The following is a 25,048-nucleotide window of genomic DNA, read 5'->3' as shown; positions in this document are numbered from 1 at the left end:
GCTGCGGACACGTTTGCAGGAGTCCATGATGGCCACGTTTCTTCCCTTCCTGGGTTACGGCCTGGGTTTACGCAACGAATACTACGAACAGATCCTTGAACAATCGCCGGCTGTGGATTGGTTCGAGGTGATCTCTGAGAATTACCTGGTCCAGGGCGGTAAAGCCTTGTACTACCTGGACGCGATCGCCGAGCGCTATCCCCTGGTGATGCACGGCGTGTCCCTGTCCATCGGTGGTCCCCATGCCCTCGATACCGATTACCTGAAGCAAATCAAACAGCTCGCCGAGCGAATCCGCCCGGCGTGGGTGTCTGATCACCTGTGCTGGAGTCGCGGCAGCGCGCACCAATTGCACGACCTGCTGCCGCTGCCTTACACCGAAGAAAGTCTCTACCACGTGGCCGCCCGCGTGCGCCAAGTGCAGGACGCGTTGCAGCGCCCGCTGGTACTGGAAAACGTCTCCAGTTATGTGCGCTCCAAGGCGGACGAATTCACTGAGTGGGAATTCCTCAACGCCCTGGCGCATCTGACAGGGTGCCAGTTGTTACTTGACGTCAACAACGTGTATGTCAGCTCGCGCAACCATGGCTTCGATGCCTGGACGTTTATCCGCAACCTGCCACCGCAGAGCATCCGCCAACTGCACCTGGCGGGGCATATGGACTATGGCGACTACGTGGTCGACACCCATGACCACCCGGTATGCGATCCGGTGTGGGCGCTCTATCAGCAGACGCTTGAGCACCTGGGGCCCGTATCGACGCTACTGGAGCGCGACGACCATTATCCACCCTTTGAAGATCTGCTCACCGAACTGAGCAAGGCCCGTGAACTGGGGGCCATGGCGTTGGCCAGGAGAACGTTATGCGCCTGACCGATTGGCAGTTGGCCTTCGAGCAGCACCTGTTGTCCGAAACGCCAGTGGCCAACAGTGACTTCGCGGCCACCCTGCTGGGCGGGCCGACGCTGGATGTGGACGCGGGCCTGGCGATTTACCACAACGCCTATATCTCGCGGTTGCAGGAGGTTTTGCGGCATGACTTCAATGCCATCCGCTATTGGTTGGGTGATGATGAGTTTGCAACGCTGAGCGAGGCCTTTGTGCGCCGTTATCCCTCGGCCCACTACAGTCTGCGTTGGCTGGGGGAGCGTTTCCCGGCGTTTATCCTTGAGCATCTGGTGGCGGAGCAAAGTGCGCCGCTGGCGGAACTGGCGCGTTTGGAATGGGCGTTTACCCTGGCGTTTGATGCGCCGCAGGGCGAACCGCTGACGCTGAATGAGATGGCGGTGTTGCCGCCCGAAGCGTGGCCGCTGTTGCAGGTGACCCTGGCGCCGTCGGTGCAGCTGCTGCTGTGCCATTTCAATACCGTAGCGATCTGGCGTGCGAGTAAGGACGCGTCAGCCTTTCCCGCCAGCCAGGCATTGGCTCCGACCGAAGTCTGCCTGGTATGGCGTCATCAGAATGTGTGCCATTACCGTAGCCTTGAGCCTGAAGAGGCCTGCGCCCTGGCGGGGATGGTGACGACCGGCTGGAACTTTGCCGAACTGTGCGCAGCGTTGGCAGTCAGTTACGCAGAGGGTGCGCCACTGCAGGCCGTTACGTGGCTGAAACAGTGGGTCCAGGACGGTTTGCTCGAGCGCCGAGCCCCATAGGAGAGCGCTATCAAATCGATAGCCTCCTACTTTGTCTTGGGATGGTCTACCCTCACAGCAGACGTCTGAAACAAGGGGGGATTACTCATGCTCGCGCAACTTCCACCGGCCTTACAGAATCTTCAGCTACCGCTGCGTCTTCGACTCTGGGACGGCCATGAATTCAACTTGGGCCCCGAGCCCAGTGTGACCATCGTGGTGAAGGACCCCACGGTCGTGTCCCAGCTGACACATCCAACGCTCGATTCACTGGGCGAAGCCTTCGTGGAGGGAAAATTGGAGCTGGAAGGCTCCATTTCCGAGGTCATCCGGGTCTGTGACGAATTGAGCCACGCCCTGATCGAGGATGACGAGGTGAGTCGTCCGGTGCGCTCGATCCACGACAAGGCCACTGACGCAGCAGCCATTTCCTACCATTACGACCTGTCCAACGAGTTCTACCAGCTATGGCTGGATCAGGACATGGCGTACTCCTGCGGTTACTTCGAAACCGGCAGCGAATGCATCGACCAGGCCCAACAAGACAAATTTCGCCACCTGTGCCGCAAACTGCGGCTGCAGCCGGGCGAGTATCTGCTCGACGTCGGCTGTGGCTGGGGCGGGCTGGCACGGTTTGCGGCACGAGAGTTTGGAGTCAGAGTGTTTGGCATCACCCTGAGCAAGGAGCAGTTGGCGCTGGCCCGGGAACGGGTGAAAGCCGAAGGCCTGGAAGACCAGGTGGACCTGCAACTGCTCGACTACCGTGACCTGCCGCAAGACGGTCGTTTCGACAAAGTCGTGAGCGTGGGCATGTTCGAACACGTCGGCCACGCCAACCTGGCGGAGTACTGCAAGACATTGTACGGCGCCGTGCGCGAAGGCGGCCTGGTGATGAACCATGGCATTACCGCCAAGCACACCGATGGCCGCCCGGTAGGCCGTGGCGCCGGGGAGTTTATCGAGCGTTATGTGTTCCCCAACGGCGAGCTGCCGCACTTGGCGATGATGACCGCCGAGATCAGTGAAGTCGGGCTGGAAGTGGTCGACGTCGAAAGCCTGCGCCTGCACTACGCGCGCACGCTGGACCACTGGAGCGAGCGCCTGGAAGACAACCTGGAAGCGGCAGCGACGATGGTGCCGGAGCAAGCGTTGCGTATTTGGCGGCTGTACCTGGCCGGTTGCGCGTACGCGTTTGCACGGGGCTGGATCAACCTGCACCAGATACTGGCGGTGAAACCCCATGCCGATGGCAGCCATGAACTGCCGTGGACGCGGGAAGATATCTACCGCTGAATTTCAACACTGTTGGAGATCCAAATGTGGGAGGGGGCTTGCCCCCGATGACGGTGTGTCAGCTAGCTCATCAGGCACTGATCCTCCGCTATCGGGGCAAGCCCCCTCCCACATAGTTCACCGCGTTGTTTGTTAGAGAATCGGTGATATCAAACGCGCGACCCGCATGCCCAATTGCTGCAGGCGGCGGGTTTCGCGGCTTTCTTCCTGGCTGACCTCATGGGCCAGGGCAAAGTCGTCGAGCAGCATGTGCTCAACTTCTTTGGCGAAGGCTTCGTCCACCGTCAGCAACATCACTTCGAAATTCAGCCGGAATGAACGGTTGTCCATGTTGGCACTGCCGATGGCGCTGATTTCACTGTCCACCAACACCACCTTCTGATGCAGAAAGCCCGGCGTATAGCGGAACACCCGCACGCCGGCGCGCACCGCTTCGATCGCGTAAAGGCTGGAGGCGGCGTAGACGATGCGGTGGTCGGGTCGCGAGGGCAGCAGCAGGCGCACGTCCACTCCACGCAACACCGCCAGGCGCAGCGCGGCAAACACGGCTTCGTCGGGGATGAAATACGGGCTGGTGATCCACACGCGCTCGGTCGCCGCGTGGATGGCTTCGACGAAGAACAGTGAGCAGGTTTCATACGGGTCGGCCGGGCCGCTGGCGAGTAATTGGCAGAGCACGCCATCCTCGGGGTAGGCGTCCGGCAGGATCAACGGTGGCAACTCGCGCGCGGCCCAGAACCAGTCTTCGGCAAACGACTCCTGCAAGCACGCCACTACCGGGCCGGTGACCTGCACATGGGTATCGCGCCACGGCGCCAGCGGGGGCTTCTTGCCCAGGTATTCATCGCCGACGTTATGCCCGCCGACAAACCCGGTAATGCCGTCCACCACCACGATTTTGCGGTGGTTACGGAAGTTGACCTGGAAGCGATTGAGCCAGCCGCTGCGGGTGGCGAACGCCTTGACCTGTACACCGGCGTCGCGCAGGGATTGCACGTAGCGATGGGGCAGGGCATGGCTGCCGATGCGGTCATACAACACGTAAATGGCTACGCCTTCGGCGGACTTTTCCTTCAACAAGGCATGTAACTGTCTGCCAAGCTCGTCGTCATGAATGATGAAGAACTGGAAAAGCACGGCTGTCCTGGCGTTGCGAATCGCCTCGAAGATCGCGCTGAACGTGGCATCGCCATTGATCAATAAATGCACTTCATTGTTGGCCAGGCACGGCATGCGGCCCAGCTTGGGCATGGCGCGCAGGGAGGCGTAGGCGCTGGAGTTACGTGCGGCCAGGGCTTCCTCGACCCAAGGCCGCCAGTTCAGCGCGGTGATGGCGGTGTGCATTTCCTGATTCGCCTGGCGACGGGCCTGGATGTAGGCGTCGAACGTGCTGCGGCCGAAAATCAGGTAGGGGATCAACGTGAGGTACGGCATGAACATCAGCGACAAGGCCCAGGCGATGGAGCCTTGGGCGGTCCTGACGGTCAGCACCGCGTGGATCGCGGCGAGTGTCCCGAGAAAGTGCAGCGTGGCGATGAAGTAGGCGAGCAGGTGCGGGCCAAAAAAATCCATGGACGACGGTACTCCAGGCAATCGAGTGCCTAACAGACCATGTTCGCTGACGAATGTCGCTATTTTATTTGCCGTGCAACACTGGCGCCTTCGCGGCGTCTAACGCCAACAATTGCCCAGGAGTTACCCGATGAATGCTCGTCTGCTTGGTTTAGCCATGGTTATTGGTTTGTCGCTGCCCGTGGCAGCACAGGCGCAGATGCTGGCGCCGGGCTTGTGGGAATTGACCACCAGCAATATGAAGGTCGATAACCAGGACCTGCCGGACTTGTCGCTGATCCTCGGTCAACTCAAGCAACAGATGACCCCTGAACAGCGCGCCATGCTGGAAAAACAAGGCATCACCATGGCCGGCAAAGGCGTGCAGGTGTGCCTGACACCGGCGCAGGTCGCGTCCGATTCGATCCCCCTGACCGACCCGCAATCGGGCTGTAAACAGGAAGTCACCGACAAGACCGGTAACCAGTGGAAATTCCGCTTCAGTTGCCCGAAAGCCCAGGGCACCGGCGTCGCTACTTTCCAGAGCCAGAAAGAATTCACCACCACCGTCAACGGCACCTTCAATGCCACCGGTATTCAGCAGAAGGGCAGCCTGGACAGCCATGCCCAGTGGCTGGGTAACGATTGCGGGACGGTCAAGCCTCGCGCTTAACGCAGGAAATGCAGGGGCAAGCCCTGGCAACTGTCGACCACCTGGCCGTTGTGCCAAGCCAGGTGGCCTGAGACCAGCGTGGTGCTGACGCTGTGGCGAAAGCTGCGCTCGGCAAAAGGCGTCCAGCCGCAGCGGGCCAGGATCGGCTCGCTGCTGACGGGTTTGCCTTCGGGCTCCGGGTTGATCAACACCAGGTCGGCCCAATACCCTTCGCGTAGATAACCCCGATCCGGGATGGCGAACAGGTCGGCCACGCGGTGACTGGTTTTCGCCACGAGGGTCGTCAGCGGTAGCAGCCCATCGGCGACCAGCTCCAACAACGCCGGCAGCGCGTGCTGCACCAGGGGTAAACCCGACGGCGCTTCGCGATAGCCCAACTGTTTTTGCGCCCAGGTATGCGGCGCGTGGTCAGTGCCAATCACATCCAGACGATCACTCAACAAGGCTTGGCGCAGCGCGTCGCGGTCGGCGCGTGTCTTGATTGCCGGGTTGCATTTGATCTGATGACCGAGCCGATGATAATCGCGGTCATCGAACAGCAAATGGTGCACGCAGACCTCGGCCGTGATGCGCTTTTGCGCCAGAGGCTTGTCTTCGAACAACACCAGCTCGCGGGCGCTGGTCAGGTGCAGCACATGCAGGCGTGTGCCGTGGCGCTGGGCCAACTCCACGGCCAGAGAGGACGAGCGATAGCACGCTTCGGCATCGCGAATCAGCGGATGGGCCACGGCAGGAATATTGTCGCCAAAGCGCTCACGCAGGCGTTGTTCATTGGCCTGGATACTCGGCGTATGTTCGCAGTGGGCCAGCAGGAGGGTCGGCACTTCAGCGAATAACCGCTCCAGAACCCGTGGATCATCCACCAGCATATTGCCGGTCGAGGCCCCCATGAACACTTTGACGCCGGCCACTTCCCGCGGGTCCAGCGCTGCGACGAGGTCGAGGTTGTCGTTGCTCACGCCAAAGTGAAAGCCATAGTTGGCCACCGAATGCAGGCCCGCGCGACGCTTTTTATCGGCCAGGGCTTGCAAGGTCAGCGTAGCGGGTTGGGTGTTGGGCATATCCATGACGCTGGTGATACCGCCGGCCACGGCCGCCCGGGATTCGCTGTAAAAGCTGCCTTTGTCCGGCGCGCCGGGGTCGCGAAAGTGCACCTGGTCATCGATCATGCCCGGCAGCAGCCATTGGCCCTGGGCGTCGATGGCCAAGGGCGCTTCGCAGCCCTCGATGCTGCCGGCGATCTTCTCGATACGGCCGTTGGCGACCAGCACATCGGCGTCGAATTCCTGGCCTTCGTTCACCAAGCGGGCATTGCGAATCAGCAGGCGGCTCATGGTTCAGAACTCGTTTTGCAGGGCTTTGTAGCCGCGCACCAGATCGACATTGGTGCGTGCCACGTCTTCAGAAAACTCCGAGGCGCTCACACTCACCGGCGGGTATTGCGACAAGTCGGTGTTGGGGCCGATACGGGTGGTGGAGGGCACGTAGAAGGCGGCGGGCAAATCGCGACCGTCGACCACCGAGTTGTGGCGCACCACACAGCCGTCGCCCACGGCGCAGTTGAACAGCACGCTGTTGAAACCGATGAACACACGGTCGCCGACGGTGCAGGGGCCGTGCACGATGGAACGGTGGGCAATGGAGGTGAATTCGCCGATGGTGACCGCCGCGCCGGACTTGGAGTGGATGACCACGCCGTCCTGGATATTGGAGTTGGCGCCGATGGTGATCGGGTCCATGGCGCCGCTGGCATCGACTTCATCGGCACGGATGACGGCGTAGGGGCCGACGAAGACGTTCTCGCCGATGATGACCTTGCCGCAGATGATCGCAGTTTTGTCGACGTAGGCCGATTCGGCAATGACCGGCAGATCGCCGGAAGGGTTTTTGCGGATCATGCAGCGGGCTCCGTAATGATGTAGACGTGGTCGCCGTCGATGGCGTTATAGAAACAGGTGGGGCGGCCGGTGTGACACGCCGGGCCCAGTTGGTTGACGATCAGCAGTACCGCATCGCCGTCGCAATCCAGGCGCGCTTCCACCAACTGCTGCCAGTTGCCCGAGCTTTCGCCCTTGCGCCATAACTGCTGGCGCGAGCGCGACCAGTAGCAGACTTGCCCGGTGAGCAGGGTTTCGTTGAGGGCCCGGCGGTTCATCCAGGCCAGCATCAATACTTCGCCGCTGCCATGTTGCTGAGCGATGGCGGCCACCAAGCCATCGCTGTTCCACGGCAGGGCATCCAGCACCTGTTCGAGTGGAAAGCGACTGCCGACGGCAGCCCCTTCCAGGTCGAGCATGCTCAAGTTCATGGCTTGCTCAACGCCGCGCACAGCGTGTTGAGGTTGTATTCGAACAGGCCGGTAAAGGTGCTGGCCGGGCCTTCAGCGGCGAGGGCGTCGGAATACAGCGTGCCGCCGATCTGCGCGCCGCTTTCGTCAGCGATCTGCTTGAGCAGGCGCGAATCCTTGATGTTTTCCATGAACACGGCTTTGACTTTATCTTTGCGAATCTGAGTGATCAGCGCGGCGACTTCGGCAGCGGACGGCTCACGTTCGGTGGACAGGCCTTGAGGCGCGAGGAACTCGATGCCATATGCCTGGCCCAGGTAGCCGAAGGCGTCATGGGAGGTGACGATGCGGCGGTTGCCTGGTGGCAACGCGCCGAACTTGGTCTTGGCCTCAGCGAGCAGGCGGTAGATTTCCTTGAGGTAGGCCTGGCTGTTGCGCAGGTAGTCAGCCTTGTTGGCCGGGTCGGCGGCCACCAGCGCCTTGGTGATGTTGTTCACGTAGATTTCGGCGTTGGCCAGGTTGTGCCAGGCGTGTGGGTCGGGGATGGTTTCGCCGTCCTCTTCCATGGTGTGGGAGATCACGCCTTTGCTGGCGGTGACGACCGTGGCCTTGGTTTCGGTGCTGGTCACCAGGCGGTCCAGCCAGGGTTCGAAGCCCAGGCCGTTCTTGATGATGACCTTGGCCTTGAGCAGCGCCTTGGCGTCGTCGGGTGTCGGTTCGTAGGTATGGGCATCGGCATCGGGGCCGACCATGTTGCTGATCTGGATGTGATCGCCACCGATCTGGTGGGTGATGTCATCCAGGATGCTGAAGCTGGTAACCACCTGGAGCTTGTCTGCGGCCTGAGCCGTCGATAACGACAGGATTAGACTGAACAGCACGAGTAGAGCGCGCATCGGGAAACACCTCATTGGGATGACAGCAAAGGCGGGCGGCGCAGCAAGCCGTGCACCGGACCGAAGACCACGGACAGCAGATACCCGGCGCCCGCCACCAGCACGATGGCCGGGCCGCTGGGCAACGAGTAGTAGAACGACAGCAACAAACCCAGCCATACCGACAGGCATCCCAGCACTGCCGATATTGCGATCAATACCGGCAGGCGCCGGCTCCAGAAGCGTGAAGCGATGGCGGGCAACATCATCAAGCCCACCACCATCAAGGCGCCGATCGCCTGGAAACCGATCACCAGGTTCAGCACCACCAAGGTCAGGAACAACCCATGGGCGAGCGGGCCGAGGCGGCTGACGGTTTGCAGGAACAACGGATCGAGGGTGTCCAGCAGCAACGGTTTATAGATCGCGGCCATCGCGATCAGGCTGAAACCGGAGACCCAGAGCATGCCGGTGAGGGTGGTTTCGTCGACGGCCAGGGCGGAGCCGAAAAGCAGGTGCAACAGGTCCAGGCGCTTGCCGGCGATGCCGAGGATCAGTACACCGGCGGCGAGGGAGATGGGGTAGATGGCGGCGAGGCTGGCGTCTTCACGCAGACCGGTGCGGCGGGTGATCCAGGCGGACAGGCCGGCCATGCTCAGACCGGCGCCGAGGCCGCCGATGGTCAGGGCCGGCAGGTTCAGGCCGGCGAACCAGAAGCCAAGCGCAGCGCCGGGCAGGATGCCGTGGGCCACGGCGTCACCGATCAGGCTCATGCGCCGCAGGATCAGAAACACCCCCAGCGGCGCAGTGCTGCAGGCGAGCACCAGGCCGCCGATCAGCGCGCGGCGCATAAAGACGAAGTCGACGAAGGGCATCCACAGGTGGGCGGCAAAGTGCATCAGGCCACCTGCATGTGGGGTTGCGGGCGGATCAGTTCTTTACTGGGCCCGAAGACGCAGCCGGTGTTTTTGATCTGCACCACTTGCTGGGTGTGATGGCGAACGGATGCGAGGTCATGGCAGACGACAATCAACGTGCGGCCTTGGTCGTGCCAGGCATGGATGTGTTTCCAGCACAGCGCTTGGCCTTCTTCATCCAACGCGGCGTGGGGTTCGTCGAGCAACAACACCGGCGCTTCGGCCAGGCTCATGCGGGCGAGCAGGGCGCGTTGCAATTCGCCACCGGACAAGGCCATCAACGGGCGGTGCTCCAGGCCGCTGAGGCACCAGTCTTCAAGCACCGCTTCAAGGCGCTGGCTGCGTTGTTGCGGGGTGAGTTGGGTACCCCAGAATCCGGCGGCGACCAGTTCTTGCAGGCTGATGGGGAACTGACGGTCCAGGTGCTGTTGCTGAGGCAGAAACGACAGGCCGCCACGGCGTGGAACATCCACCGAGACTTTACCTGCCAAGGGCTTTTGCAGGCCGGCAATGACTTTGAGCAGGCTGCTTTTACCGGTGCCGTTGGCGCCGATGATGCCGGTGAGGCTGCCTTGTTCCAGGGTGAGATCTATGGCTGGCGTCAGCGGTTGGCCGGGGGCGCCCCAGCGCAAAGCGGTGCAGGTGATCATGCAGGGTTTCTCGTCCAGCGGCTTTCAGCCACGGCATCGTGCGCGTGCAGGCTTTCGGCATGGATCACTTTCAGGTGGAAGGCTTTGACGGCATCCGAGCGTTTCAAGGCGAGGTTCAGGCGGCGGGCGGCGTCTTCGCAGAACATCAAGTTCTGCCCGTTGGCCAGGGCGAAGGCTTGTTCGTCCGCACGTTTTACGGCGGTTTGTACGGCGGTGCCGAGAGCGGCTTCGACGTTGTCGATCAGGTCATTGATGGGCAGGCCGGCTTGGTCACCGTCCAATGTGATCAACAGTTGCGCGCTGCTGCGCTGACTGTGGGGCGTGGCGACGATGCCGTTGGCGCTGCCGAGCCAGGTCAACACGTCCTCATGCCGCAACGGTGTGTCGCCGAAGTCATCAAGAAATTGCTGCTGAATCAACTGCCTGGCGAGTGCAGCAGAGCAAGGGCAGGTTGAGGAATAAGTAACGTCAATTTTTAGTTCCACGTGGAACATCTGGTTTTCCAGACGCGCTTCGATGCTCACCGGATAGCGTTTCCAACCGCCCAGTGGGCTGACCAGCGCCGGGCGTTTGAGGAGCAGATCGGTGTGGATACGCAGGTAGGCGTTATTAGATAAACCTTCATGACTGTCGAGAAAACGCTGCAGTACATTACGCAGAAGTGCAGGCGTAAGCGGCTGCTGGTCGAGCATCTCCAGCGCCAGGTACAGGCGTGACATATGAATGCCACGGGCGGCGCCGTCGTCCAGGCTCACGCCGGCATCGGCGGTGGCGGTGAGGCGCTGGCCGTCGATAAGGATCGGCAGGGCGATGCCGCACATCCCCACCCAGTCGAGTGGCAAGGCTTGGCGTGAAGCCTGCGCGGCGATATCCGGCAGAGTCAGCGCATTCATGAGCAGGTCCATCGTTGGAAATGATTTGACATGTTATAGTATAACAATAGAGTCGACGATGAATATTCTGCTCCTGTCTTTTTTCAGTCATGTCGAGTAGGGACGCTCCTTTATTTGCGGTATTTGTATGCACAGACGTCAGCTCCTTAACTTGCTTCTGGCCAGCCCTCTTTTCACCTTGCCGTTTGCGGCCCACGCCACACAGATACGCAACGCCCGCCTGTGGCGCTCTGACGACAAGCTGCGGCTGGTGTTCGACCTCAGCGGCCCGGTGCAGTACAAGACCTTCACCCTGAGCGCGCCGGAGCGCTTGATCATCGACCTGAGCGGCGCCGGGCTCAGTGGTGATTTCTCTCAGCTGGCGTTGACGAACAGCGGGATCACCTCGATCCGCTCGGGGCATTTTGGCAAGGGCGACACGCGCATCGTGCTCGACCTGGCTGCGCCGATGCAGCTCAACAGCTTCGTGTTGCCGCCCCAGGATGGGCAGGGTCATCGTCTGGTGCTGGATCTGACCAGCGCCACCCAGGCGCCTCGTCAAATAGCGTCAGAGCCCACGCCCCTGGTGGATAAGGCGCACCCCAAGCGCGACATCATCGTGGTGGTCGATCCCGGCCACGGCGGCAAGGACCCCGGCGCAGTCGGCTCCAAGGGCCAGCGAGAAAAAGACGTGGTGTTGTCCATCGCTCAGCTGTTGGCCAAACGCCTGAAGCGCGAGAAGGGTTTTGACGTGAAGTTGGTGCGCAACGACGACTTCTTCGTACCGCTGCGCAAACGGGTGGAGATCGCCCACAAGCACAATGCCGACATGTTTATCTCGGTGCATGCGGATGCGGCACCGCGCATCACCGCGTCGGGTGCTTCGGTGTATGCGTTGTCCGAAGGCGGTGCGACGTCAGCCACCGCACGCTTCATGGCGCAACGAGAAAACGGTGCCGATCTGCTCGGCGCCACCCGTCTGCTCAATCTGAAGGACAAGGACCCGATGTTGGCCGGGGTGATTCTGGATATGTCGATGAACGCCACCATCGCCTCCAGCCTGCAACTCGGCAGCTCGATCCTGGGCAGCCTGGAGGGCATCACCAGCTTGCATCAGAAGCGCGTGGAGCAAGCGGGTTTCGCGGTGCTGAAGTCACCGGACGTGCCGTCGATCCTGGTAGAAACCGGGTTTATCTCCAATGCGCGTGACAGTGCGCGCCTGGTCACCGCGCGGCATCAACAGGCGGTTGCCGATGGCCTGTTCGAAGGCCTGAAAAAATATTTCCAGAAGAACCCGCCCATGAACAGCTACATGGCGTGGATGCAGGAACAGAAGAGCGCCCAGGTCTAACAGCCGGTGATGCGGCTGCAGGTGAATTTGGCGCTGGCGCCCCCCGAACTGGAAAACCGGTTAAGGGTGGTCCAGCCCACGCGCCGTGTATAGCCGACCCACGCCTCACCGTCCGACGCCAACCCAGTAAAGAACGTCAGCTGCCCATAGCGGCTGTTGGTCTGTGCCCAGTAGCGTTTGCCGATTACCTCATACCCACGCAAATACGTGGTGCTGCCGATCGTCGCCACGCTGTAGGCATTGCCCAGTGGGTCGACGCACGCGAGCAGGTTGGCGCTGCGCGTGCAGTTGGCCAGCAGGCTCGGCGCTTGGGCACAGGCAGGTCCTGCCGCAGCCAATAACAGGGCGCACAGCAAATATTTCATCGGGCTTCTCGAGGCAGGGAAGTATTCAAGCATTGCGCCCTTCGTCGTGGTGAGCAAGAGGGGATTGGCTTATTTGCACTGTTATACTATAACATCAAAGCATAGCCTGACCCGTGACCCGCTCCCCATGACCAAACAAGACCTGCTGGCCCAGCCGCCCGCCGACTACATGAACGAAGCCCAACAAGGGTTCTTCCGTGAGTTGCTGCTGACCCAGCGCCATGAGCTGCAAGTGCGTATCGACGCCGAGTTCCTGGCACTGCGCGAGCAGGAAACCAACAGCGACCCGGCCGATGTCGGCAGCGCCGAAGAGCAGCGCCAGTGGCAGCTGCGTCTGCTGGAACGGGAAAAGAAGCTGTTGGACAAGATCGACGATGCCCTCGAATTACTGGCTCGCGGCGAATACGGCTGGTGTCGCGATACGGGTGAGCCCATCGGCCTGCAACGCCTGCTGCTACGTCCCACCGCGACACTCTGTATCGAAGCCAAAGAACGTGAAGAGCTGCGCGAACGCCACAAACGGGCAGTTTGACCGGCCACCCTTGATGAGGAATACCTGATGCCCAACCGTCTCCCCGTTACTGTGTTGTCCGGCTTTCTCGGCGCCGGTAAAAGCACGCTGCTCAATTACGTCCTGCGCAACCGCGAAAACCTGCGGGTGGCGGTGATCGTCAACGACATGAGCGAAATCAACATCGACGGCAGCGAAGTCCAGCGCGACGTCACCCTCAACCGCGCTGAAGAAAAACTGGTGGAGATGAGCAACGGCTGCATCTGCTGCACCTTGCGGGAAGACTTGCTGGAGGAAGTCGGAAAACTCGCCAAGGAAGGTCGGTTCGATTACCTGCTGATCGAGTCCACCGGCATCTCCGAGCCCTTGCCGGTGGCTGAAACCTTCACCTTCCGCGACGAAAACGAGCAAAGCCTGGCCGACATCGCACGTCTGGATACCATGGTCACGGTGGTCGACGGCATGAACTTCCTGCTCGACTACCAGGCCGCCGAAAGCCTCGCCTCCCGGGGTGAAACCCTGGGTGAAGAAGACGAACGCTCCATCACCGACCTGCTGATCGAGCAGATCGAATTCGCCGACGTGATCCTTATCAGCAAGATCGACCTTATCAGCAGCCGCGAGCGTGAAGAGTTGATGGCAATCCTTGAGCGCCTCAACGCCCAGGCGGAAATCATCCCGATGGTGATGGGCGAAGTACCGCTGAACAAGATCCTCAACACTGGCCGATTCGACTTTGAACGCGCCGCGCAGGCCCCGGGCTGGTTGCAGGCGTTGCGGGGTGAACATGTGCCGGAAACCGAAGAGTACGGCATCGCCTCCACCGCTTACCGTGCGCGCCGCCCCTTTCATCCCCAGCGCTTTTTCGACTTTATCGACCGTCCGTGGGTCAACGGCAAACTGCTGCGCTCCAAGGGCTTTTTCTGGCTGGCCAGCAAGCACCAGGATGCAGGCAGTTGGTCTCAGGCGGGCGGCTTGATGCGCCATGGGTTTGCCGGTCGCTGGTGGCGCTTTGTGCCAAAAAGCCAGTGGCCCCAGGATGAGGAAAGCGTCGCGGCGATCATGGGCAACTGGCAACTGAGCACCGGTGACTGTCGCCAGGAACTGGTGTTTATCGGGCAGAACATCGACTTTACCCAGCTGCGCGCCGAGCTGGACGCCTGCTTGCTCGACGATGAAGAAATGGCCCTGGGCGTCGAAGGCTGGCGCCTGCTGGCCGATCCCTTTGGCCCTTGGTATGAGGAGGCAGCCGCCTGATGCTGGCCCCGGTGATTCCCCTGCGTCCCGTGATTCGCCAGACCCGTGGTGAAACTCCGCTGGCGCTGTCCGACATCCTTGAAGACGGCGTCAACCTGGCGGTGTGGCAGCGCCAGTTGCCCCTGCACATCGCCGAGTTCGGCGCCTTGCTGGTAGCGCTCAATGAGCCGTTGGCCGATTCCAGGGTGATTGAGCTCAATAACGAAGACGCCGCGCCCGACTTGCAGGGGCTGGCGTCCAGTTGCCGCGACCTGGAAGGCTACGAAGGCTTTATCGCCGATGTGTCTTGGCTGGTCAGCGCTTTTGCCTGTTTGCTGGGTGCCAAGCGTATCGGCGTGCGCTTGCGCCTGTTGGATAAAGCCATGTGCCCGCGTTTTCACGTCGACCATGTGCCGGTGCGGCTGATCACCACCTATGCCGGGATCGGCAGCCAGTGGTTGCGTGAAGGCGTGATGGACCGTCGCCAGTTGAGCCAGCCGGACGCCGAACCCAGCGACCGAATCGAGCAGCTCCAGTGCGGGGAAGTCGCCCTGCTCAAGGGCACCAAGTGGCATGGCAATGAAGGCCATGGCCTGATTCACCGTTCGCCCGCACTCAAGGCTGACGAACGCCGCTTGATCCTGACACTGGATTGGCTCGCATAACCGCGTAGGATCAAACGCTCTACACGGTCTGAACGATGCTCCTCATGCTGCAGAACATTCCCACTCATGTGATTGCCGGGCCGTTGGGCGCTGGCAAGACCAGCCTCATCAAGCACCTGCTCGCCCAGCGCCCAGCCAACGAGCGCTGGGCTGTGCTGATCAACGAGTTCGGGCAAATAGGCCTGGACGCCGCCTTGCTCACTCAGGATGACGACGGCATTGCCTTGGGCGAAGTCGCTGGCGGCTGCCTGTGCTGTGTGAATGGCGCGCCGTTCCAGGTAGGACTTGGGCGTTTGTTGCGTAAGGCCAAACCCGATCGGCTGTTTATCGAACCGTCAGGCCTGGGCCATCCGGCGCAATTGCTCAAGCAGTTGCGAGAGGCGCCGTGGCAGAACGTGTTGGCAGTGCAGCCCTGTGTGCTGGTGTTGGATGCCCAGGCGCTGGCGGCGGGTAAACCCTTGCCGTCGGCGCAGCAGGAAGCCTTGGCGAGTGCCGGGCTGCTGGTATTGAACAAGGAGGAAGCGCTGGACGCCGCGCAGCGCCACGCCATTGAACAGCAGTTACCGGATTGCCCGTTTTACTGGACCCGGCAGGCGCATTTGCCGCTGGCCCAGTTGCCAGGGCTGAACGCACAGGCGGCTGCGGCTGTGGATAACTTCGAAGTACCCAAGGGGCTGGCGCAGATGCCGGCCATTTGGAGCGATCCCGCGCAACCGATCTGCCTGAGCCAGGAACAAGAGGGCGGCTGGAGCATCGGTTGGCGCTGGCACCCGAGCCAGCAATTCGATGCCCAGCGCCTGCATCATTGGCTGGCAAGCCTTGAGTGGCACCGCGCCAAGCTGGTTATCCACAGCGCCGAAGGCTGGTTGTCGGCCAACGCTGTGGATAACAGCCCGCTCGCCTGGCAAACCAGCGAATGGCGGCGCGATTCGCGTATCGAATTGATTTTCAGCGACCCACAGGACGTGGCGGCATTGCAGACCGCACTGGCGGCCTGTCGTTACTGACGGTTCTTGGTGCCGTGGTCCTGTCGCCACTGGCTCAGCTCGATCACTTCGGCGCTGGGCAGTGGTGTCTTGATCTCGAACGGGTAGGGCGCCAGTTCGATCTGCGCACTGTGGGCGCCGAATTGGGTGATGGTCCCTGGGTGGCGGGTTTCGCCGGTGACGGTGAATTCAAAGTTGTAGATACGTGCCAGGCGCCGCCGGCCATTGGCATCCTTCACAAACCCGATCCGCTTGAGCGCCACCGCACCGTCGAGCAGTTCAATGTCGAGCTTGGCGCAATGCTGCTTGACCCGCTCCAGCGCACGCTCGCGCAGGCCGTGGTTGTGCCACACCCAGGCGGCACCGGTCGCCAGCAGCATCAACACGAAGATGTTTCCCAGGGTCAGCATGCGAAAGACTCCAACAAAGTGAGAGCAGCTTAACTGTGTCGCCGGTCTGTCGTATAGGCTGCTTTTAGTCGCATACTGCGCGGCCAGAATTTCAACGGCTTTACGGAAATCCCCCGCATGAAACGCACACCTCATTTGCTTGCGATCCAGTCTCATGTGGTCTTCGGCCACGCCGGAAACAGCGCCGCCGTGTTCCCCATGCAGCGCGTCGGGGTGAACGTGTGGCCGCTGAACACCGTGCAGTTCTCCAACCACACCCAGTATGGCCAGTGGGCGGGTGAAGTGTTGGCGCCGCAGCAGATTCCGGCGTTGGTGGAAGGCATCGCCGCGATCGGCGAGTTGGGCAACTGCGACGCGATTTTGTCCGGCTACCTGGGCAGTGCGGATCAGGGCCGGGCGATCCTGACCGGCGTGGCGCGCATCAAGGCCATCAACCCTAAGGCTTTGTATCTGTGCGACCCGGTGATGGGCCATCCGGAAAAGGGCTGCATCGTGCCCCAGGAAGTCAGCGATTTCCTGCTGGACGAAGCCGCGGCAATGGCCGACTTCCTGTGCCCCAACCAGTTGGAACTGGACAGTTTTGCCGGGCGCAAGCCGCAATCGCTGTTCGATTGCCTGGCCATGGCCAAGGCGTTGCTGGCGCGCGGGCCGAAGGCTGTATTGGTCAAGCATTTGGATTACCCCGGCAAGTTGCCGGATGGTTTCGAAATGCTGCTGGTGACCGCCGAAGGCAGCTGGCACCTGCGCCGGCCGCTGTTGGCGTTTCCGCGTCAGCCGGTGGGCGTCGGCGATTTGACCTCGGGCCTGTTCCTGGCGCGCGTTCTGTTGGGCGACAGCCTGTTGGCCGCCTTCGAATTCACCGCTGCCGCCGTACACGAAGTGCTGCTGGAAACCCAGGCTTGCGCCAGTTACGAGCTGGAGTTGGTGCGGGCCCAGGATCGCATCGCCCACCCTCGCGTACGTTTCGAAGCGACACCCATCGAGTTGTAGGAATATTCCTGATTGAGCCAGGCAAAGGGCGTCCGGTACTATCGGGCGCCTTCTAGTCCACAGTGCTTTCAAGGAAGATCCATGTCCCTCGTATTCCCTTCGCCGCGGGCGCTGACCGCCCTGGTGCTGACGTCGTTGCTGGCCGGTTGCAGTGTGAACGGCACTTACCCTGATGCCACCGAGGCTGATGCCGCCAAGCTGCGCTTCATCTCTAATACGTCCAATACCACCATCGACGTCTACGACGCTGAGCACTGTATGGGCCAGACCACTGGCATGCTCAACAATATTTTCTTGGTCGATACCCGGCGGCGTGTCGGCATGTCTGTGCCCCCACCGGTCAAGGCCAGAGGCTTGCTGGAGTTCAAGCTGGCACCCGGCAAAGAAACCATGCTGATGATCAACACTAATGGCGGCAGCTATGTCTGCGGCAAATCAATGAGCATCACGCCAAAGGCCGGGGAAGAGTATGAAGTGACCTTCGACATGGAACGGGGCATGTGCACGACCTCGTTTCAGCGCCTGACGCGCTCGGATGGCAAGGATGTGCGCATCCCCCAGCCGATATTCGAGAACGGTATGCCGTCGTGCGCGGGCAAGAGCCCGATATTCGGTAAGGTGATCCCGGCTACGCCACACCGTACCGCGTTGATCAACGCAATCGTTGAAACCCATATGCAGCTCATCACGTTGATGGAGCCTGACACCGCGCAGCGCCCGCAAGCTACCGAAGAGGCGATCGCCGAGCGCAAGGCGAAATTAGGCACATTCACGCCACCTGAGGCCTATTGGGTTCAGTTCCGTCAGAACTATGCACGGGTGAATCAGGAAATGGCTGGCCGCAAGGCGCGTACGCTGGAGCTTTATGAGCGGGTTTACCGCATGCGCCTGAGCGGCACCGAAGATGCGATTCTGGAGCAATGGCAGAACCCGACGGACGCCGCCGTTGTCGAGCGCGTCAAGGCTAACGACAAGTTGATGGCGCAGTACTACACGAACACCAGCAAAGCCGTGATGGTGGACATCGTGAACCATCACATGGAGCGCATGAGCCAGTTGGATCAGCGCTTTGATGTGTGTGCCCACTACGATGGGTGCTGGCGGTTGTAGGAGCGGGCTTGCTCGCTCCTACACGGGGGGGCATGGCGCTATAGCGCGTCTGCCTTGATTTCCTGATATCGCTTTTCCAGCTCCTGACGGATCTGCCGGCGCTGCTGGGCCTGCACGAACCGGCGCTTGTCTTCGCTATTGTGAGGTTGCAGCGGTGGCACGGCGGCCGGTTTGCGCTGGTCGTCCACGGCCACCATGGTGAAGAAGCAACTGTTGGTATGGCGCACCGAGCGTTCGCGAATGTTCTCGGTCACCACCTTGATGCCCACTTCCATCGACGTGTTGCCGGTGTAGTTGACCGATGCGAGGAACGTCACCAGCTCACCGACATGGATCGGCTCGCGAAAGATCACCTGGTCTACCGACAAGGTGACGACATAGCGGCCGGCATAACGGCTCGCGCAGGCGTAGGCCACTTCGTCGAGGTACTTGAGCAGTGTGCCGCCGTGGACATTGCCTGAGAAGTTGGCCATATCAGGGGTCATCAATACCGTCATCGACAGCTGGGCGTTTCCGGGTTCCATAGCACACTCACGGGTTGTAGGCATTGGTTGGGGGCGCACCTCTGCGGGTGCTGGAATCTTTACAGCGCCATCCATAACGGGACGCCGGTAGGCGCCTTGCCGTCACGCGCTCTCCGATCTGTTTCCATATATTGCACCGGCTTTCCGGCGGAAGTCGCGGTGTTAACCTTCAAAAGCCCGTCTCAGGGCATTTCTTACGATCAAGGCAGACTTTTCCTTCCGCACTTTGCGATATTTCAAAGGCGCGGGCGGAAGTGGGAAAAGCGCCAGTACCCTCAAGGAGCCCCTCGCCATGCACGCCATCAGCTTTATCCAGGACTTGGCCGTGATCATGCTGGTGGCAGGGGTTGTCACCATCCTGTTTCACCGCCTCAAGCAGCCAGTGGTGCTGGGCTACATCGTCGCCGGGTTCATCATTGGCCCCCACACCCCACCTTTCGGCCTGATTCACGACGAAGACACCATCAAGACCCTCGCCGAGCTGGGGGTGATCTTCCTGATGTTCTGCCTGGGCCTGGAGTTCAGCCTGCGCAAGCTGTTCAAGGTCGGCGCCACGGCGTTTATCGCAGCCTTCCTGGAAATCATCCTGATGATTTGGATCGGCTACGAGATTGGCCGCTGGTTTGACTGGAACACCATGGACTCGCTGTTCCTCGGCGCAATCCTGGCGATTTCCTCCACCACCATCATCGTCAAGGCGCTCAACGACCTGAAGATGAAAAACCAGCGCTTCGCCCAGCTGATTTTTGGCGTACTGATTGTGGAAGACATCCTCGGCATCGGCATCATCGCCTTGCTGTCGAGCATCGCCGTCAGCGGTACGGTCAGCTCCGGCGAGGTGTTTTCCACGGTCGGCAAGCTCTCGCTGTTCATGATCGTTGCGCTGGTCATCGGTATTTTGCTGGTGCCGAGGCTGTTGGCTTACGTGGCCAAGTTCGAAAGCAACGAGATGTTGCTGATCACCGTACTGGGCTTGTGTTTCGGTTTCTGCCTGCTGGTGGTCAAGCTGGAATACAGCATGGTGCTGGGAGCGTTCCTGATCGGCGCAATCATGGCCGAATCCCGACAGTTGATTAAGATCGAGCGCCTGATCGAGCCGGTTCGCGACATGTTCAGCGCCATCTTCTTTGTGGCCATTGGCTTGATGATCGACCCCCAGATCCTGCTGCAATACGCCTGGCCGATTGCGGTGATCACCGTGGCGGTGGTGCTCGGCAAGATGCTGTCCTGCGGCTTGGGGGCATTTATCGCCGGCAATGATGGCCGGACCTCATTGCGCGTGGGGATGGGGCTGTCACAAATTGGTGAGTTTTCCTTCATCATCGCGGCGCTGGGGATGACGCTGCAGGTGACCAGTGATTTCCTTTATCCCGTCGCCGTGGCGGTTTCAGCGATTACCACGCTGCTCACGCCGTACTTGATTCGCGGCGCTGACCCGCTGTCGCTGAAGATTGCGGCAATCATGCCCAAGCGCATGAGCCGGGTGTTCGGCATGTACGGCGAATGGTTGCGCAGCATCCAGCCTCAGGGCGAGGGCGCCATGTTGGCGTCGATGATCCGCAAGATCATCCTGCAAGTGGGGGTAAACCTGGCGCTGGTGATCGCGATCTTCTTTGCCGGCAGCTTTTTTGCGGCGCGCATCGGTGGGTATCTGGAGGGCTGGATCAGCGATCCAAGCTGGCAGAAGGCGCTGATCTGGGGCGGGGCGTTGCTGTTGTCGCTGCCATTCCTGATCGCGGCGTACCGCAAGCTCAAGGCGCTGTCGATGCTGCTGGCGGAGATGAGCGTGAAACCGGAAATGGCTGGGCGACACACCCAGCGTGTACGAAGGGTGATCGCGGAACTGATCCCGATCCTCTCGCTGCTGGTGATCTTCCTGCTATTGGCCGCCTTGTCGGCCAGTATCCTGCCGACCAACAAGTTGCTGGTGCTGATCGCCGTCGTCACGGCAGCGGTGGCGGCCGTGCTCTGGCGGTGGTTCATCCGCGTGCATACGCGGATGCAGGTCGCTTTGCTGGAGACCCTGGATAACCACAAGGATACGCCGGAGCACTAAAGTAGGCGGGCCACTTACGGTGGTGAGCGGGCTTTTTGTGGTGAGCGAGCTTGCTCGCGCTGGGCTGCGTAGCAGGCCCGGTCCAGGCGACGCGTTCTTTCAGGTTTGGCGATGTGAGGCTATGGGGCTGCTTCGCAGCCCAGCGCGGGGCAAGCCCGCTCACCACAAAGCCCGCTCACTACAGCAAGCCCGGTCAGCTTTCCAGCCAGACGTCCCGCGCCCAGTGCCACACGGATTCCCAGGTTTCCTCGGTGACGATTTCTTCTTCGCCGGACCACAGCACCACGGTGCCGTCTTCTTCGACGCAATAGTAGTCGTCGCCGTCCTGGCAGATAGGGATCAGGCTGCGATCAACACCGGCATCCCAGGCGTTGGCGGCCACGTCCGGCAGGTAGGTATGGGATTGCGGGTCGGTGACGGTCACTGGCTCCAGGCTGCCGTACACCACATCGCTGACGGTCAGCAAAAATTCACGGAAGACAAACGGGATGTCGATGAACAGTTGTTCCTCGATTTCCACCAGTTGGTCTTCGTCAGGCAGTTCCAGCGGAACCGGAACCGGTTCGTTGGCTTCACGCAATTGTTCGATGATTTCTTCCACGGCCGGGATCCTCTTGCTAGATGGCGCGGTTTATAGGGGCGTTTTATACAGTAGCTCGCTATAAGTGCAACCGTGAAATAGAAAACCCCGGACAGGTCCGGGGTTTTTTGTATCTGCTTGCTAAGCGCGCAGGGATCAGCCGTTCTGGCGGATACCGGCGACCAGCCAAGGCTGGTTGTCGCCCTGGGCACGTTCCATGTTCCAGCTTTCGCTGAACACTTCGCCCTGGTCGAAGCGCGAAGTCTTCGATACACCGCTGAAGGTCAGGGTGGCGATGGTCTTGTCAGCGCGATCATCCACACCTTCCAGCTGTACGCGCAGGTCGTCGATGTAGGTCGACTGGAACGCGTCGCCCAGGTCGGCACGTTCGCGCTTGAGGAACTCCAGCAGTTGCGGGGTCACGAACTCGGAGATCTTGTCCATTTCGTTGGCGTCCCAATGCTGTTGCAGGGACTGGAAGTGGCTGCGGGCCGCTTCGACGAAACGCTCTTCGTTGAACCAGGCCGGTGCGTTGATCACCGGACGGGCCGCAGCAGGTGCTGCCGAACCACCGAAGATCGAACCCATGGCTGGTTTTTGCTCGAACACTTCACGCTGCATTGGCGCGCCAGCGGGAGCCAGATGCTCCTGCTGCTTGCGGCGACGGGCAGCGATGAAGCGGAAGATCAGGAAGGCGATGACCGCCATGATCAGGATGTCGAAGATCTGCATGCCCTGGAAGCCGCCGCCCATGAACATGGAAGCGAGCAGGCCACCGGCGGCGATACCGGCCAGAGGGCCCAACCAGCGCGAAGCACCGCCAGCCTTGGCAGCGGCGCCTGCAGCACCGGCTGCGCCTGCGGTAGCCGCAGCACCGCCGGCACCGGCGGATGGGGCCATTTGGCTGGTCTGGTGAGTCGGTGCCGAGCCCATGCTTTTGCCGCCACCAAAGCGCTTGGCGTTGGCGTCGATGCTCATCGTCAGGCCGATGCACAACGCCATGGCGATGCTAAGAAAACGTTTCATAAAGGGAATTCCCATTTGTGGATTGCACGCGCGCCATGTTGCACAGGTGTAGTGACAGTGGCTAGCGACATAATGTTTCGGGCTTTTGCGTAGGACCGATTCAGAATGGTCTGTAGGACTTATTACAGATATTGGCCCGCGCTCGTCTAAAACAAGGGCGGGCCCATGATCTTCATGTAACGCAGTGTTTCATGAGAGGGGCTGGTTGGGGTGAGGGAGCAAGCTCCCTCGCCACAGTCAGATGGCTTCGAGCTTCGCGTAACCCATCATCAGCCACTTGCTGCCTTCGGCGAAATTCACCTGCACCCGCGCCTGGGCACCGGCGCCTTCGAAGTTGAGGATCACGCCTTCGCCGAACACCGAATGCCTGACCTGCTGGCCAAGGCTGAACTGGGTTTCCGGAATCTCGGAACCGGCGAACATACTGCTGGAGTTCTGCTGCTGACCTCCGCCGAACGGGCGGCTGACGCTGTTGGACAAGCGCACTTCCTGGATCAGCCCCTTCGGCACTTCACGTACGAAACGCGACACCTTGTTGTAGGTCTCGCTGCCGTACAGGCGTCGGGTCTCGGCGTAGGTCATCACCAGGTTCTGCATCGCGCGGGTGATGCCCACGTAGGCCAGGCGGCGCTCCTCCTCAAGACGGCCCGGCTCTTCCAGGCTCATCTTGTGCGGGAACAGGCCTTCTTCCATGCCCACCAGGAACACGTACGGGAACTCCAGGCCCTTGGCGCTGTGCAAGGTCATCAACTGGATGCTGTCTTCATGCTCATCGGCCTGGGTATCGCCGGCTTCCAGCGACGCATGGCCGAGGAAAGCGGCGAGCGGGGTCAGCTCTTCGTCTTCCTCGGTGTTTTCGAACGCACGGGCGGCGCTGACCAGTTCCTCAAGGTTTTCTACCCGGGCCTGGCCTTTCTCGCCCTTTTCCGCTTCGTGGTAGGCAATCAGCCCGGACTGCTCGATCACGGTCTGGGTCATCAAGTGCAGAGGCATTTCCGCGCACTTGGCGGCGAGGTTCTCGATCAGTTCGACAAACACACCCAGCGCCCCGGCGGCGCGGCCGGTCAGGCCTTTATTGGCGATCAGCAAGCGCATGGCTTCCCACATCGACACATCGGCATGGCGCGCGTGGTCGCGAATGGCTTCGACAGTCTTTTCGCCAATGCCACGGGCCGGGATGTTGATCACCCGCTCCAGCGCCGCATCGTTGCCGCGGCCTTCCAGCAAGCGCAGGTAGGCCATGGCGTTCTTGATCTCGGCACGCTCGAAGAAGCGCTGGCCACCGTAGATGCGGTACGGGATGCGTTCGCGCAGCAAGGCTTCTTCCAAGACCCGCGATTGGGCGTTGGAGCGATACAGGATGGCGATATCGCTGCGCGCCAGGCCGGTCTTCAATGCACTTTCGATGGTTTCCACCACGTAGCGCGCTTCATCGTGCTCGTTGAACGCGGCGTACAAGTTGATGGCTTCGCCTTCGCCGCCGTCGGTCCACAGCTCTTTGCCCAGGCGCCCGGTGTTGTTGGCGATCAAGGCGTTGGCCGCCTTGAGGATACCGGCGGTGGAGCGGTAGTTCTGCTCCAGGCGGATGGTGACGGCGTCCGGGAAGTCTTCGGAATACTGGTAGATGTTCTCGATTTTCGCGCCACGCCAGCCGTAGATCGACTGATCGTCGTCGCCCACCACCATCAGGCTGTCGCCACCTTTGGCCAGCAGGCGCAACCAGGCGTACTGCACGGCGTTGGTGTCCTGGAACTCGTCCACCAGAATGTGGCGGAAGCGTTTCTGGTAATGGGCCAGCAAACCCGGGTTGTCGCGCCACAGGTCGAGGGCGCGCAGCAGCAGCTCGGAGAAGTCGATCACCCCGGCGCGTACGCACGCGGCCTCGTAGGCTTCATAGATGCTGCGCATGGTGGCCAGGAACAAGTCGCCGCTGGCCTGGATATGTTGCGGGCGCAGGCCTTCGTCTTTCTGGCCGTTGATAAACCATTGGGCCTGGCGCGCTGGCCAGCGCTGTTCGTCGAGCCCCAGTTCGCGGATCACCCGCTTGACCAAGCGTTGCTGGTCATCGCTGTCGAGAATCTGGAAGGTCTGGCTCAGGCCCGCTTCCTGCCAGTGCGCCCGCAACAGGCGGTGCGCCAGGCCGTGGAAGGTGCCTACCCACATGCCGGCCGGGCTGATGCCCATCAACTGCTCGATGCGGTGGCGCATCTCGGCAGCGGCCTTGTTGGTGAAGGTCACCGACAGGATGGAATGCGGGGACGCGTTCTCGACCTGGATCAACCAGGCGATACGGTGCACCAGCACTCGGGTTTTACCGGAGCCAGCACCGGCCAGGACCAACTGACGGCCAACGGGGGCGGCTACGGCCTGGCGTTGGGCATCGTTGAGGGAGTTCAGCAAAAGAGAGAGATCATCGCGCATCGGCGCATTCTATGGCCCACGGGGGAGTGGGGCAAATACCAATGCCGGGTGGTCGACGGAAAACAAT

At 61.1% G+C, this 25,048-nt stretch carries 26 protein-coding genes; 12 read left to right on the top strand and 14 right to left on the bottom strand.

The window, feature by feature from the left end; genetic code table 11:
* Positions 1–28 precede the first annotated feature (28 nt).
* From QCBJ_RS17135 to cfaB, 3 genes are all read left to right on the top strand, one after another.
* Positions 29–874: a DUF692 domain-containing protein gene (locus tag QCBJ_RS17135; protein ID WP_102061231.1), complete on the top strand. Its 846-nt coding sequence runs from the start codon at positions 29–31 to the stop codon at positions 872–874.
* Entirely contained in the window at positions 865–1,653 is a 789-nt protein-coding gene (locus tag QCBJ_RS17130) for a DNA-binding domain-containing protein (protein ID WP_102061230.1), read from the top strand. The genes QCBJ_RS17135 and QCBJ_RS17130 overlap by 10 nt, the downstream gene beginning before the upstream one ends.
* A gap of 87 nt (positions 1,654–1,740) precedes the next feature.
* Positions 1,741–2,925, top strand: coding sequence for a C17 cyclopropane fatty acid synthase CfaB (cfaB, locus tag QCBJ_RS17125; RefSeq protein WP_102061229.1), 1,185 nt, complete (start codon positions 1,741–1,743; stop codon positions 2,923–2,925).
* 132 nt (positions 2,926–3,057) lie between these two features.
* Here cfaB and cls read toward each other — a convergent pair whose 3' ends face one another.
* Entirely contained in the window at positions 3,058–4,497 is a 1,440-nt protein-coding gene (gene cls, locus QCBJ_RS17120; RefSeq protein ID WP_015886623.1) for a cardiolipin synthase, read from the bottom strand.
* 130 nt (positions 4,498–4,627) lie between these two features.
* Here cls and QCBJ_RS17115 point away from each other — a divergent pair, with 130 nt between their 5' ends.
* Complete coding sequence (locus tag QCBJ_RS17115) at positions 4,628–5,149, top strand: DUF3617 domain-containing protein (RefSeq protein WP_015886622.1); 522 nt, start codon at positions 4,628–4,630, stop codon at positions 5,147–5,149.
* Here QCBJ_RS17115 and QCBJ_RS17110 read toward each other — a convergent pair.
* The 7 genes from QCBJ_RS17110 to folE2 are packed head-to-tail and all read right to left on the bottom strand — an operon-like array spanning position 5,146 to position 10,771.
* Positions 5,146–6,483, bottom strand: coding sequence for a dihydroorotase (locus QCBJ_RS17110; RefSeq protein WP_102061228.1), 1,338 nt, complete (start codon positions 6,481–6,483; stop codon positions 5,146–5,148). The genes QCBJ_RS17115 and QCBJ_RS17110 overlap by 4 nt on opposite strands.
* Before the next feature lie 3 nt (positions 6,484–6,486).
* The gene (locus QCBJ_RS17105; protein WP_034110438.1) at positions 6,487–7,047 is read right to left on the bottom strand and encodes a DapH/DapD/GlmU-related protein; all 561 of its coding nucleotides are present in this window, start codon (positions 7,045–7,047) and stop codon (positions 6,487–6,489) included.
* Complete coding sequence (hisI, locus tag QCBJ_RS17100) at positions 7,044–7,457, bottom strand: phosphoribosyl-AMP cyclohydrolase (RefSeq protein ID WP_015886619.1); 414 nt, start codon at positions 7,455–7,457, stop codon at positions 7,044–7,046. The genes QCBJ_RS17105 and hisI overlap by 4 nt, the downstream gene beginning before the upstream one ends.
* Positions 7,454–8,332, bottom strand: coding sequence for a metal ABC transporter substrate-binding protein (locus QCBJ_RS17095; RefSeq protein ID WP_015886618.1), 879 nt, complete (start codon positions 8,330–8,332; stop codon positions 7,454–7,456). Before QCBJ_RS17095 ends, hisI begins: the two co-directional genes overlap by 4 nt.
* Positions 8,333–8,343: 11 nt before the next feature.
* Positions 8,344–9,210: a metal ABC transporter permease gene (locus tag QCBJ_RS17090; RefSeq protein ID WP_102061227.1), complete on the bottom strand. Its 867-nt coding sequence runs from the start codon at positions 9,208–9,210 to the stop codon at positions 8,344–8,346.
* Complete coding sequence (locus QCBJ_RS17085) at positions 9,210–9,878, bottom strand: metal ABC transporter ATP-binding protein (protein ID WP_015886616.1); 669 nt, start codon at positions 9,876–9,878, stop codon at positions 9,210–9,212. Before QCBJ_RS17085 ends, QCBJ_RS17090 begins: the two co-directional genes overlap by 1 nt.
* Entirely contained in the window at positions 9,875–10,771 is an 897-nt protein-coding gene (gene folE2, locus QCBJ_RS17080; RefSeq protein WP_102061226.1) for a GTP cyclohydrolase FolE2, read from the bottom strand. Before folE2 ends, QCBJ_RS17085 begins: the two co-directional genes overlap by 4 nt.
* Before the next feature lie 127 nt (positions 10,772–10,898).
* On the opposite strand from folE2, the gene QCBJ_RS17075 reads away from it, so the two are divergent.
* Positions 10,899–12,101 (top strand): N-acetylmuramoyl-L-alanine amidase, encoded by a 1,203-nt coding sequence (locus QCBJ_RS17075; RefSeq protein ID WP_046035805.1) that lies wholly within the window; start codon positions 10,899–10,901, stop codon positions 12,099–12,101.
* On the opposite strand, the gene QCBJ_RS17070 is transcribed toward QCBJ_RS17075, so the two are convergent.
* Positions 12,098–12,466 carry a hypothetical protein gene (locus QCBJ_RS17070; protein ID WP_046035804.1) on the bottom strand — a complete coding sequence of 123 codons (369 nt, stop codon included), beginning with the start codon at positions 12,464–12,466 and terminating at the stop codon, positions 12,098–12,100. The genes QCBJ_RS17075 and QCBJ_RS17070 overlap by 4 nt on opposite strands.
* A 127-nt stretch (positions 12,467–12,593) precedes the next feature.
* Here QCBJ_RS17070 and dksA point away from each other — a divergent pair, with 127 nt between their 5' ends.
* Genes dksA through QCBJ_RS17050 form a run of 4 tightly spaced genes read left to right on the top strand, consistent with a single transcriptional unit; the run spans position 12,594 to position 15,885 of the window.
* Positions 12,594–12,998 (top strand): RNA polymerase-binding protein DksA, encoded by a 405-nt coding sequence (gene dksA, locus QCBJ_RS17065; RefSeq protein ID WP_046035803.1) that lies wholly within the window; start codon positions 12,594–12,596, stop codon positions 12,996–12,998.
* Between the two features lie 27 nt (positions 12,999–13,025).
* Positions 13,026–14,234, top strand: coding sequence for a zinc metallochaperone GTPase ZigA (zigA, locus tag QCBJ_RS17060; RefSeq protein WP_015886611.1), 1,209 nt, complete (start codon positions 13,026–13,028; stop codon positions 14,232–14,234).
* Complete coding sequence (locus QCBJ_RS17055; RefSeq protein ID WP_015886610.1) at positions 14,234–14,878, top strand: DUF1826 domain-containing protein; 645 nt, start codon at positions 14,234–14,236, stop codon at positions 14,876–14,878. The genes zigA and QCBJ_RS17055 overlap by 1 nt, the downstream gene beginning before the upstream one ends.
* A gap of 44 nt (positions 14,879–14,922) precedes the next feature.
* Positions 14,923–15,885, top strand: a complete 963-nt coding sequence (locus QCBJ_RS17050; RefSeq protein ID WP_015886609.1) for a GTP-binding protein — start codon at positions 14,923–14,925, stop codon at positions 15,883–15,885.
* On the opposite strand, the gene QCBJ_RS17045 is transcribed toward QCBJ_RS17050, so the two are convergent.
* Positions 15,879–16,274, bottom strand: a complete 396-nt coding sequence (locus tag QCBJ_RS17045) for a DUF3301 domain-containing protein (RefSeq protein ID WP_015886608.1) — start codon at positions 16,272–16,274, stop codon at positions 15,879–15,881. The two genes, QCBJ_RS17050 and QCBJ_RS17045, sit on opposite strands and share 7 nt — an antisense overlap.
* Positions 16,275–16,391: 117 nt before the next feature.
* On the opposite strand from QCBJ_RS17045, the gene pdxY reads away from it, so the two are divergent.
* Both pdxY and QCBJ_RS17035 read left to right on the top strand, forming a co-directional pair.
* Positions 16,392–17,264: a pyridoxal kinase PdxY gene (gene pdxY / locus QCBJ_RS17040; RefSeq protein ID WP_034110415.1), complete on the top strand. Its 873-nt coding sequence runs from the start codon at positions 16,392–16,394 to the stop codon at positions 17,262–17,264.
* An 81-nt stretch (positions 17,265–17,345) separates the two neighbouring features.
* Positions 17,346–18,374: a hypothetical protein gene (locus QCBJ_RS17035; protein WP_015886606.1), complete on the top strand. Its 1,029-nt coding sequence runs from the start codon at positions 17,346–17,348 to the stop codon at positions 18,372–18,374.
* A 38-nt stretch (positions 18,375–18,412) separates the two neighbouring features.
* Here QCBJ_RS17035 and QCBJ_RS17030 read toward each other — a convergent pair whose 3' ends face one another.
* Complete coding sequence (locus QCBJ_RS17030; protein ID WP_003177014.1) at positions 18,413–18,898, bottom strand: acyl-CoA thioesterase; 486 nt, start codon at positions 18,896–18,898, stop codon at positions 18,413–18,415.
* 292 nt (positions 18,899–19,190) lie between these two features.
* Between QCBJ_RS17030 and QCBJ_RS17025 the strand changes: the two genes are divergently transcribed.
* Positions 19,191–20,954 carry a cation:proton antiporter gene (locus QCBJ_RS17025; RefSeq protein ID WP_046035799.1) on the top strand — a complete coding sequence of 588 codons (1,764 nt, stop codon included), beginning with the start codon at positions 19,191–19,193 and terminating at the stop codon, positions 20,952–20,954.
* A 193-nt stretch (positions 20,955–21,147) separates the two neighbouring features.
* Here the strand turns inward: QCBJ_RS17025 and QCBJ_RS17020 are convergent, their stop codons facing one another.
* The 3 genes from QCBJ_RS17020 to uvrD form a co-directional block, all read right to left on the bottom strand.
* A complete protein-coding gene (locus tag QCBJ_RS17020; protein ID WP_028618538.1) occupies positions 21,148–21,555 on the bottom strand; it encodes an SMI1/KNR4 family protein in 408 nt (135 codons plus the stop codon).
* A gap of 135 nt (positions 21,556–21,690) precedes the next feature.
* Positions 21,691–22,560, bottom strand: a complete 870-nt coding sequence (locus QCBJ_RS17015) for a Tim44 domain-containing protein (RefSeq protein WP_046035798.1) — start codon at positions 22,558–22,560, stop codon at positions 21,691–21,693.
* 237 nt (positions 22,561–22,797) lie between these two features.
* A complete protein-coding gene (gene uvrD, locus QCBJ_RS17010; RefSeq protein WP_015886602.1) occupies positions 22,798–24,981 on the bottom strand; it encodes a DNA helicase II in 2,184 nt (727 codons plus the stop codon).
* Positions 24,982–25,048: the final 67 nt, after the last annotated feature.

This window comes from Pseudomonas sp. QC2, from assembly GCF_002859085.1.
In the GTDB taxonomy this organism is placed as follows: Bacteria; Pseudomonadota; Gammaproteobacteria; order Pseudomonadales; family Pseudomonadaceae; genus Aquipseudomonas; species Aquipseudomonas petroselini.
The sequence above is the reverse complement of the archived record's forward strand: the minus strand, read 5'-3'. Positions and strand labels throughout refer to the sequence as shown.

Coding starts and splice junctions, on each gene's coding strand:
- QCBJ_RS17135 (WP_102061231.1), top strand. CDS start 29: ATGGCCACGTTTCTTCCCTTCCTGGGTTACGGCCTGGGTTTACGCAAC.
- QCBJ_RS17130 (WP_102061230.1), top strand. CDS start 865: ATGCGCCTGACCGATTGGCAGTTGGCCTTCGAGCAGCACCTGTTGTCC.
- cfaB (WP_102061229.1), top strand. CDS start 1,741: ATGCTCGCGCAACTTCCACCGGCCTTACAGAATCTTCAGCTACCGCTG.
- cls (WP_015886623.1), bottom strand. CDS start 4,497: ATGGATTTTTTTGGCCCGCACCTGCTCGCCTACTTCATCGCCACGCTG.
- QCBJ_RS17115 (WP_015886622.1), top strand. CDS start 4,628: ATGAATGCTCGTCTGCTTGGTTTAGCCATGGTTATTGGTTTGTCGCTG.
- QCBJ_RS17110 (WP_102061228.1), bottom strand. CDS start 6,483: ATGAGCCGCCTGCTGATTCGCAATGCCCGCTTGGTGAACGAAGGCCAG.
- QCBJ_RS17105 (WP_034110438.1), bottom strand. CDS start 7,047: ATGATCCGCAAAAACCCTTCCGGCGATCTGCCGGTCATTGCCGAATCG.
- hisI (WP_015886619.1), bottom strand. CDS start 7,457: ATGAACTTGAGCATGCTCGACCTGGAAGGGGCTGCCGTCGGCAGTCGC.
- QCBJ_RS17095 (WP_015886618.1), bottom strand. CDS start 8,332: ATGCGCGCTCTACTCGTGCTGTTCAGTCTAATCCTGTCGTTATCGACG.
- QCBJ_RS17090 (WP_102061227.1), bottom strand. CDS start 9,210: ATGCACTTTGCCGCCCACCTGTGGATGCCCTTCGTCGACTTCGTCTTT.
- QCBJ_RS17085 (WP_015886616.1), bottom strand. CDS start 9,878: ATGATCACCTGCACCGCTTTGCGCTGGGGCGCCCCCGGCCAACCGCTG.
- folE2 (WP_102061226.1), bottom strand. CDS start 10,771: ATGAATGCGCTGACTCTGCCGGATATCGCCGCGCAGGCTTCACGCCAA.
- QCBJ_RS17075 (WP_046035805.1), top strand. CDS start 10,899: ATGCACAGACGTCAGCTCCTTAACTTGCTTCTGGCCAGCCCTCTTTTC.
- QCBJ_RS17070 (WP_046035804.1), bottom strand. CDS start 12,466: ATGAAATATTTGCTGTGCGCCCTGTTATTGGCTGCGGCAGGACCTGCC.
- dksA (WP_046035803.1), top strand. CDS start 12,594: ATGACCAAACAAGACCTGCTGGCCCAGCCGCCCGCCGACTACATGAAC.
- zigA (WP_015886611.1), top strand. CDS start 13,026: ATGCCCAACCGTCTCCCCGTTACTGTGTTGTCCGGCTTTCTCGGCGCC.
- QCBJ_RS17055 (WP_015886610.1), top strand. CDS start 14,234: ATGCTGGCCCCGGTGATTCCCCTGCGTCCCGTGATTCGCCAGACCCGT.
- QCBJ_RS17050 (WP_015886609.1), top strand. CDS start 14,923: ATGCTGCAGAACATTCCCACTCATGTGATTGCCGGGCCGTTGGGCGCT.
- QCBJ_RS17045 (WP_015886608.1), bottom strand. CDS start 16,274: ATGCTGACCCTGGGAAACATCTTCGTGTTGATGCTGCTGGCGACCGGT.
- pdxY (WP_034110415.1), top strand. CDS start 16,392: ATGAAACGCACACCTCATTTGCTTGCGATCCAGTCTCATGTGGTCTTC.
- QCBJ_RS17035 (WP_015886606.1), top strand. CDS start 17,346: ATGTCCCTCGTATTCCCTTCGCCGCGGGCGCTGACCGCCCTGGTGCTG.
- QCBJ_RS17030 (WP_003177014.1), bottom strand. CDS start 18,898: ATGGAACCCGGAAACGCCCAGCTGTCGATGACGGTATTGATGACCCCT.
- QCBJ_RS17025 (WP_046035799.1), top strand. CDS start 19,191: ATGCACGCCATCAGCTTTATCCAGGACTTGGCCGTGATCATGCTGGTG.
- QCBJ_RS17015 (WP_046035798.1), bottom strand. CDS start 22,560: ATGAAACGTTTTCTTAGCATCGCCATGGCGTTGTGCATCGGCCTGACG.
- uvrD (WP_015886602.1), bottom strand. CDS start 24,981: ATGCGCGATGATCTCTCTCTTTTGCTGAACTCCCTCAACGATGCCCAA.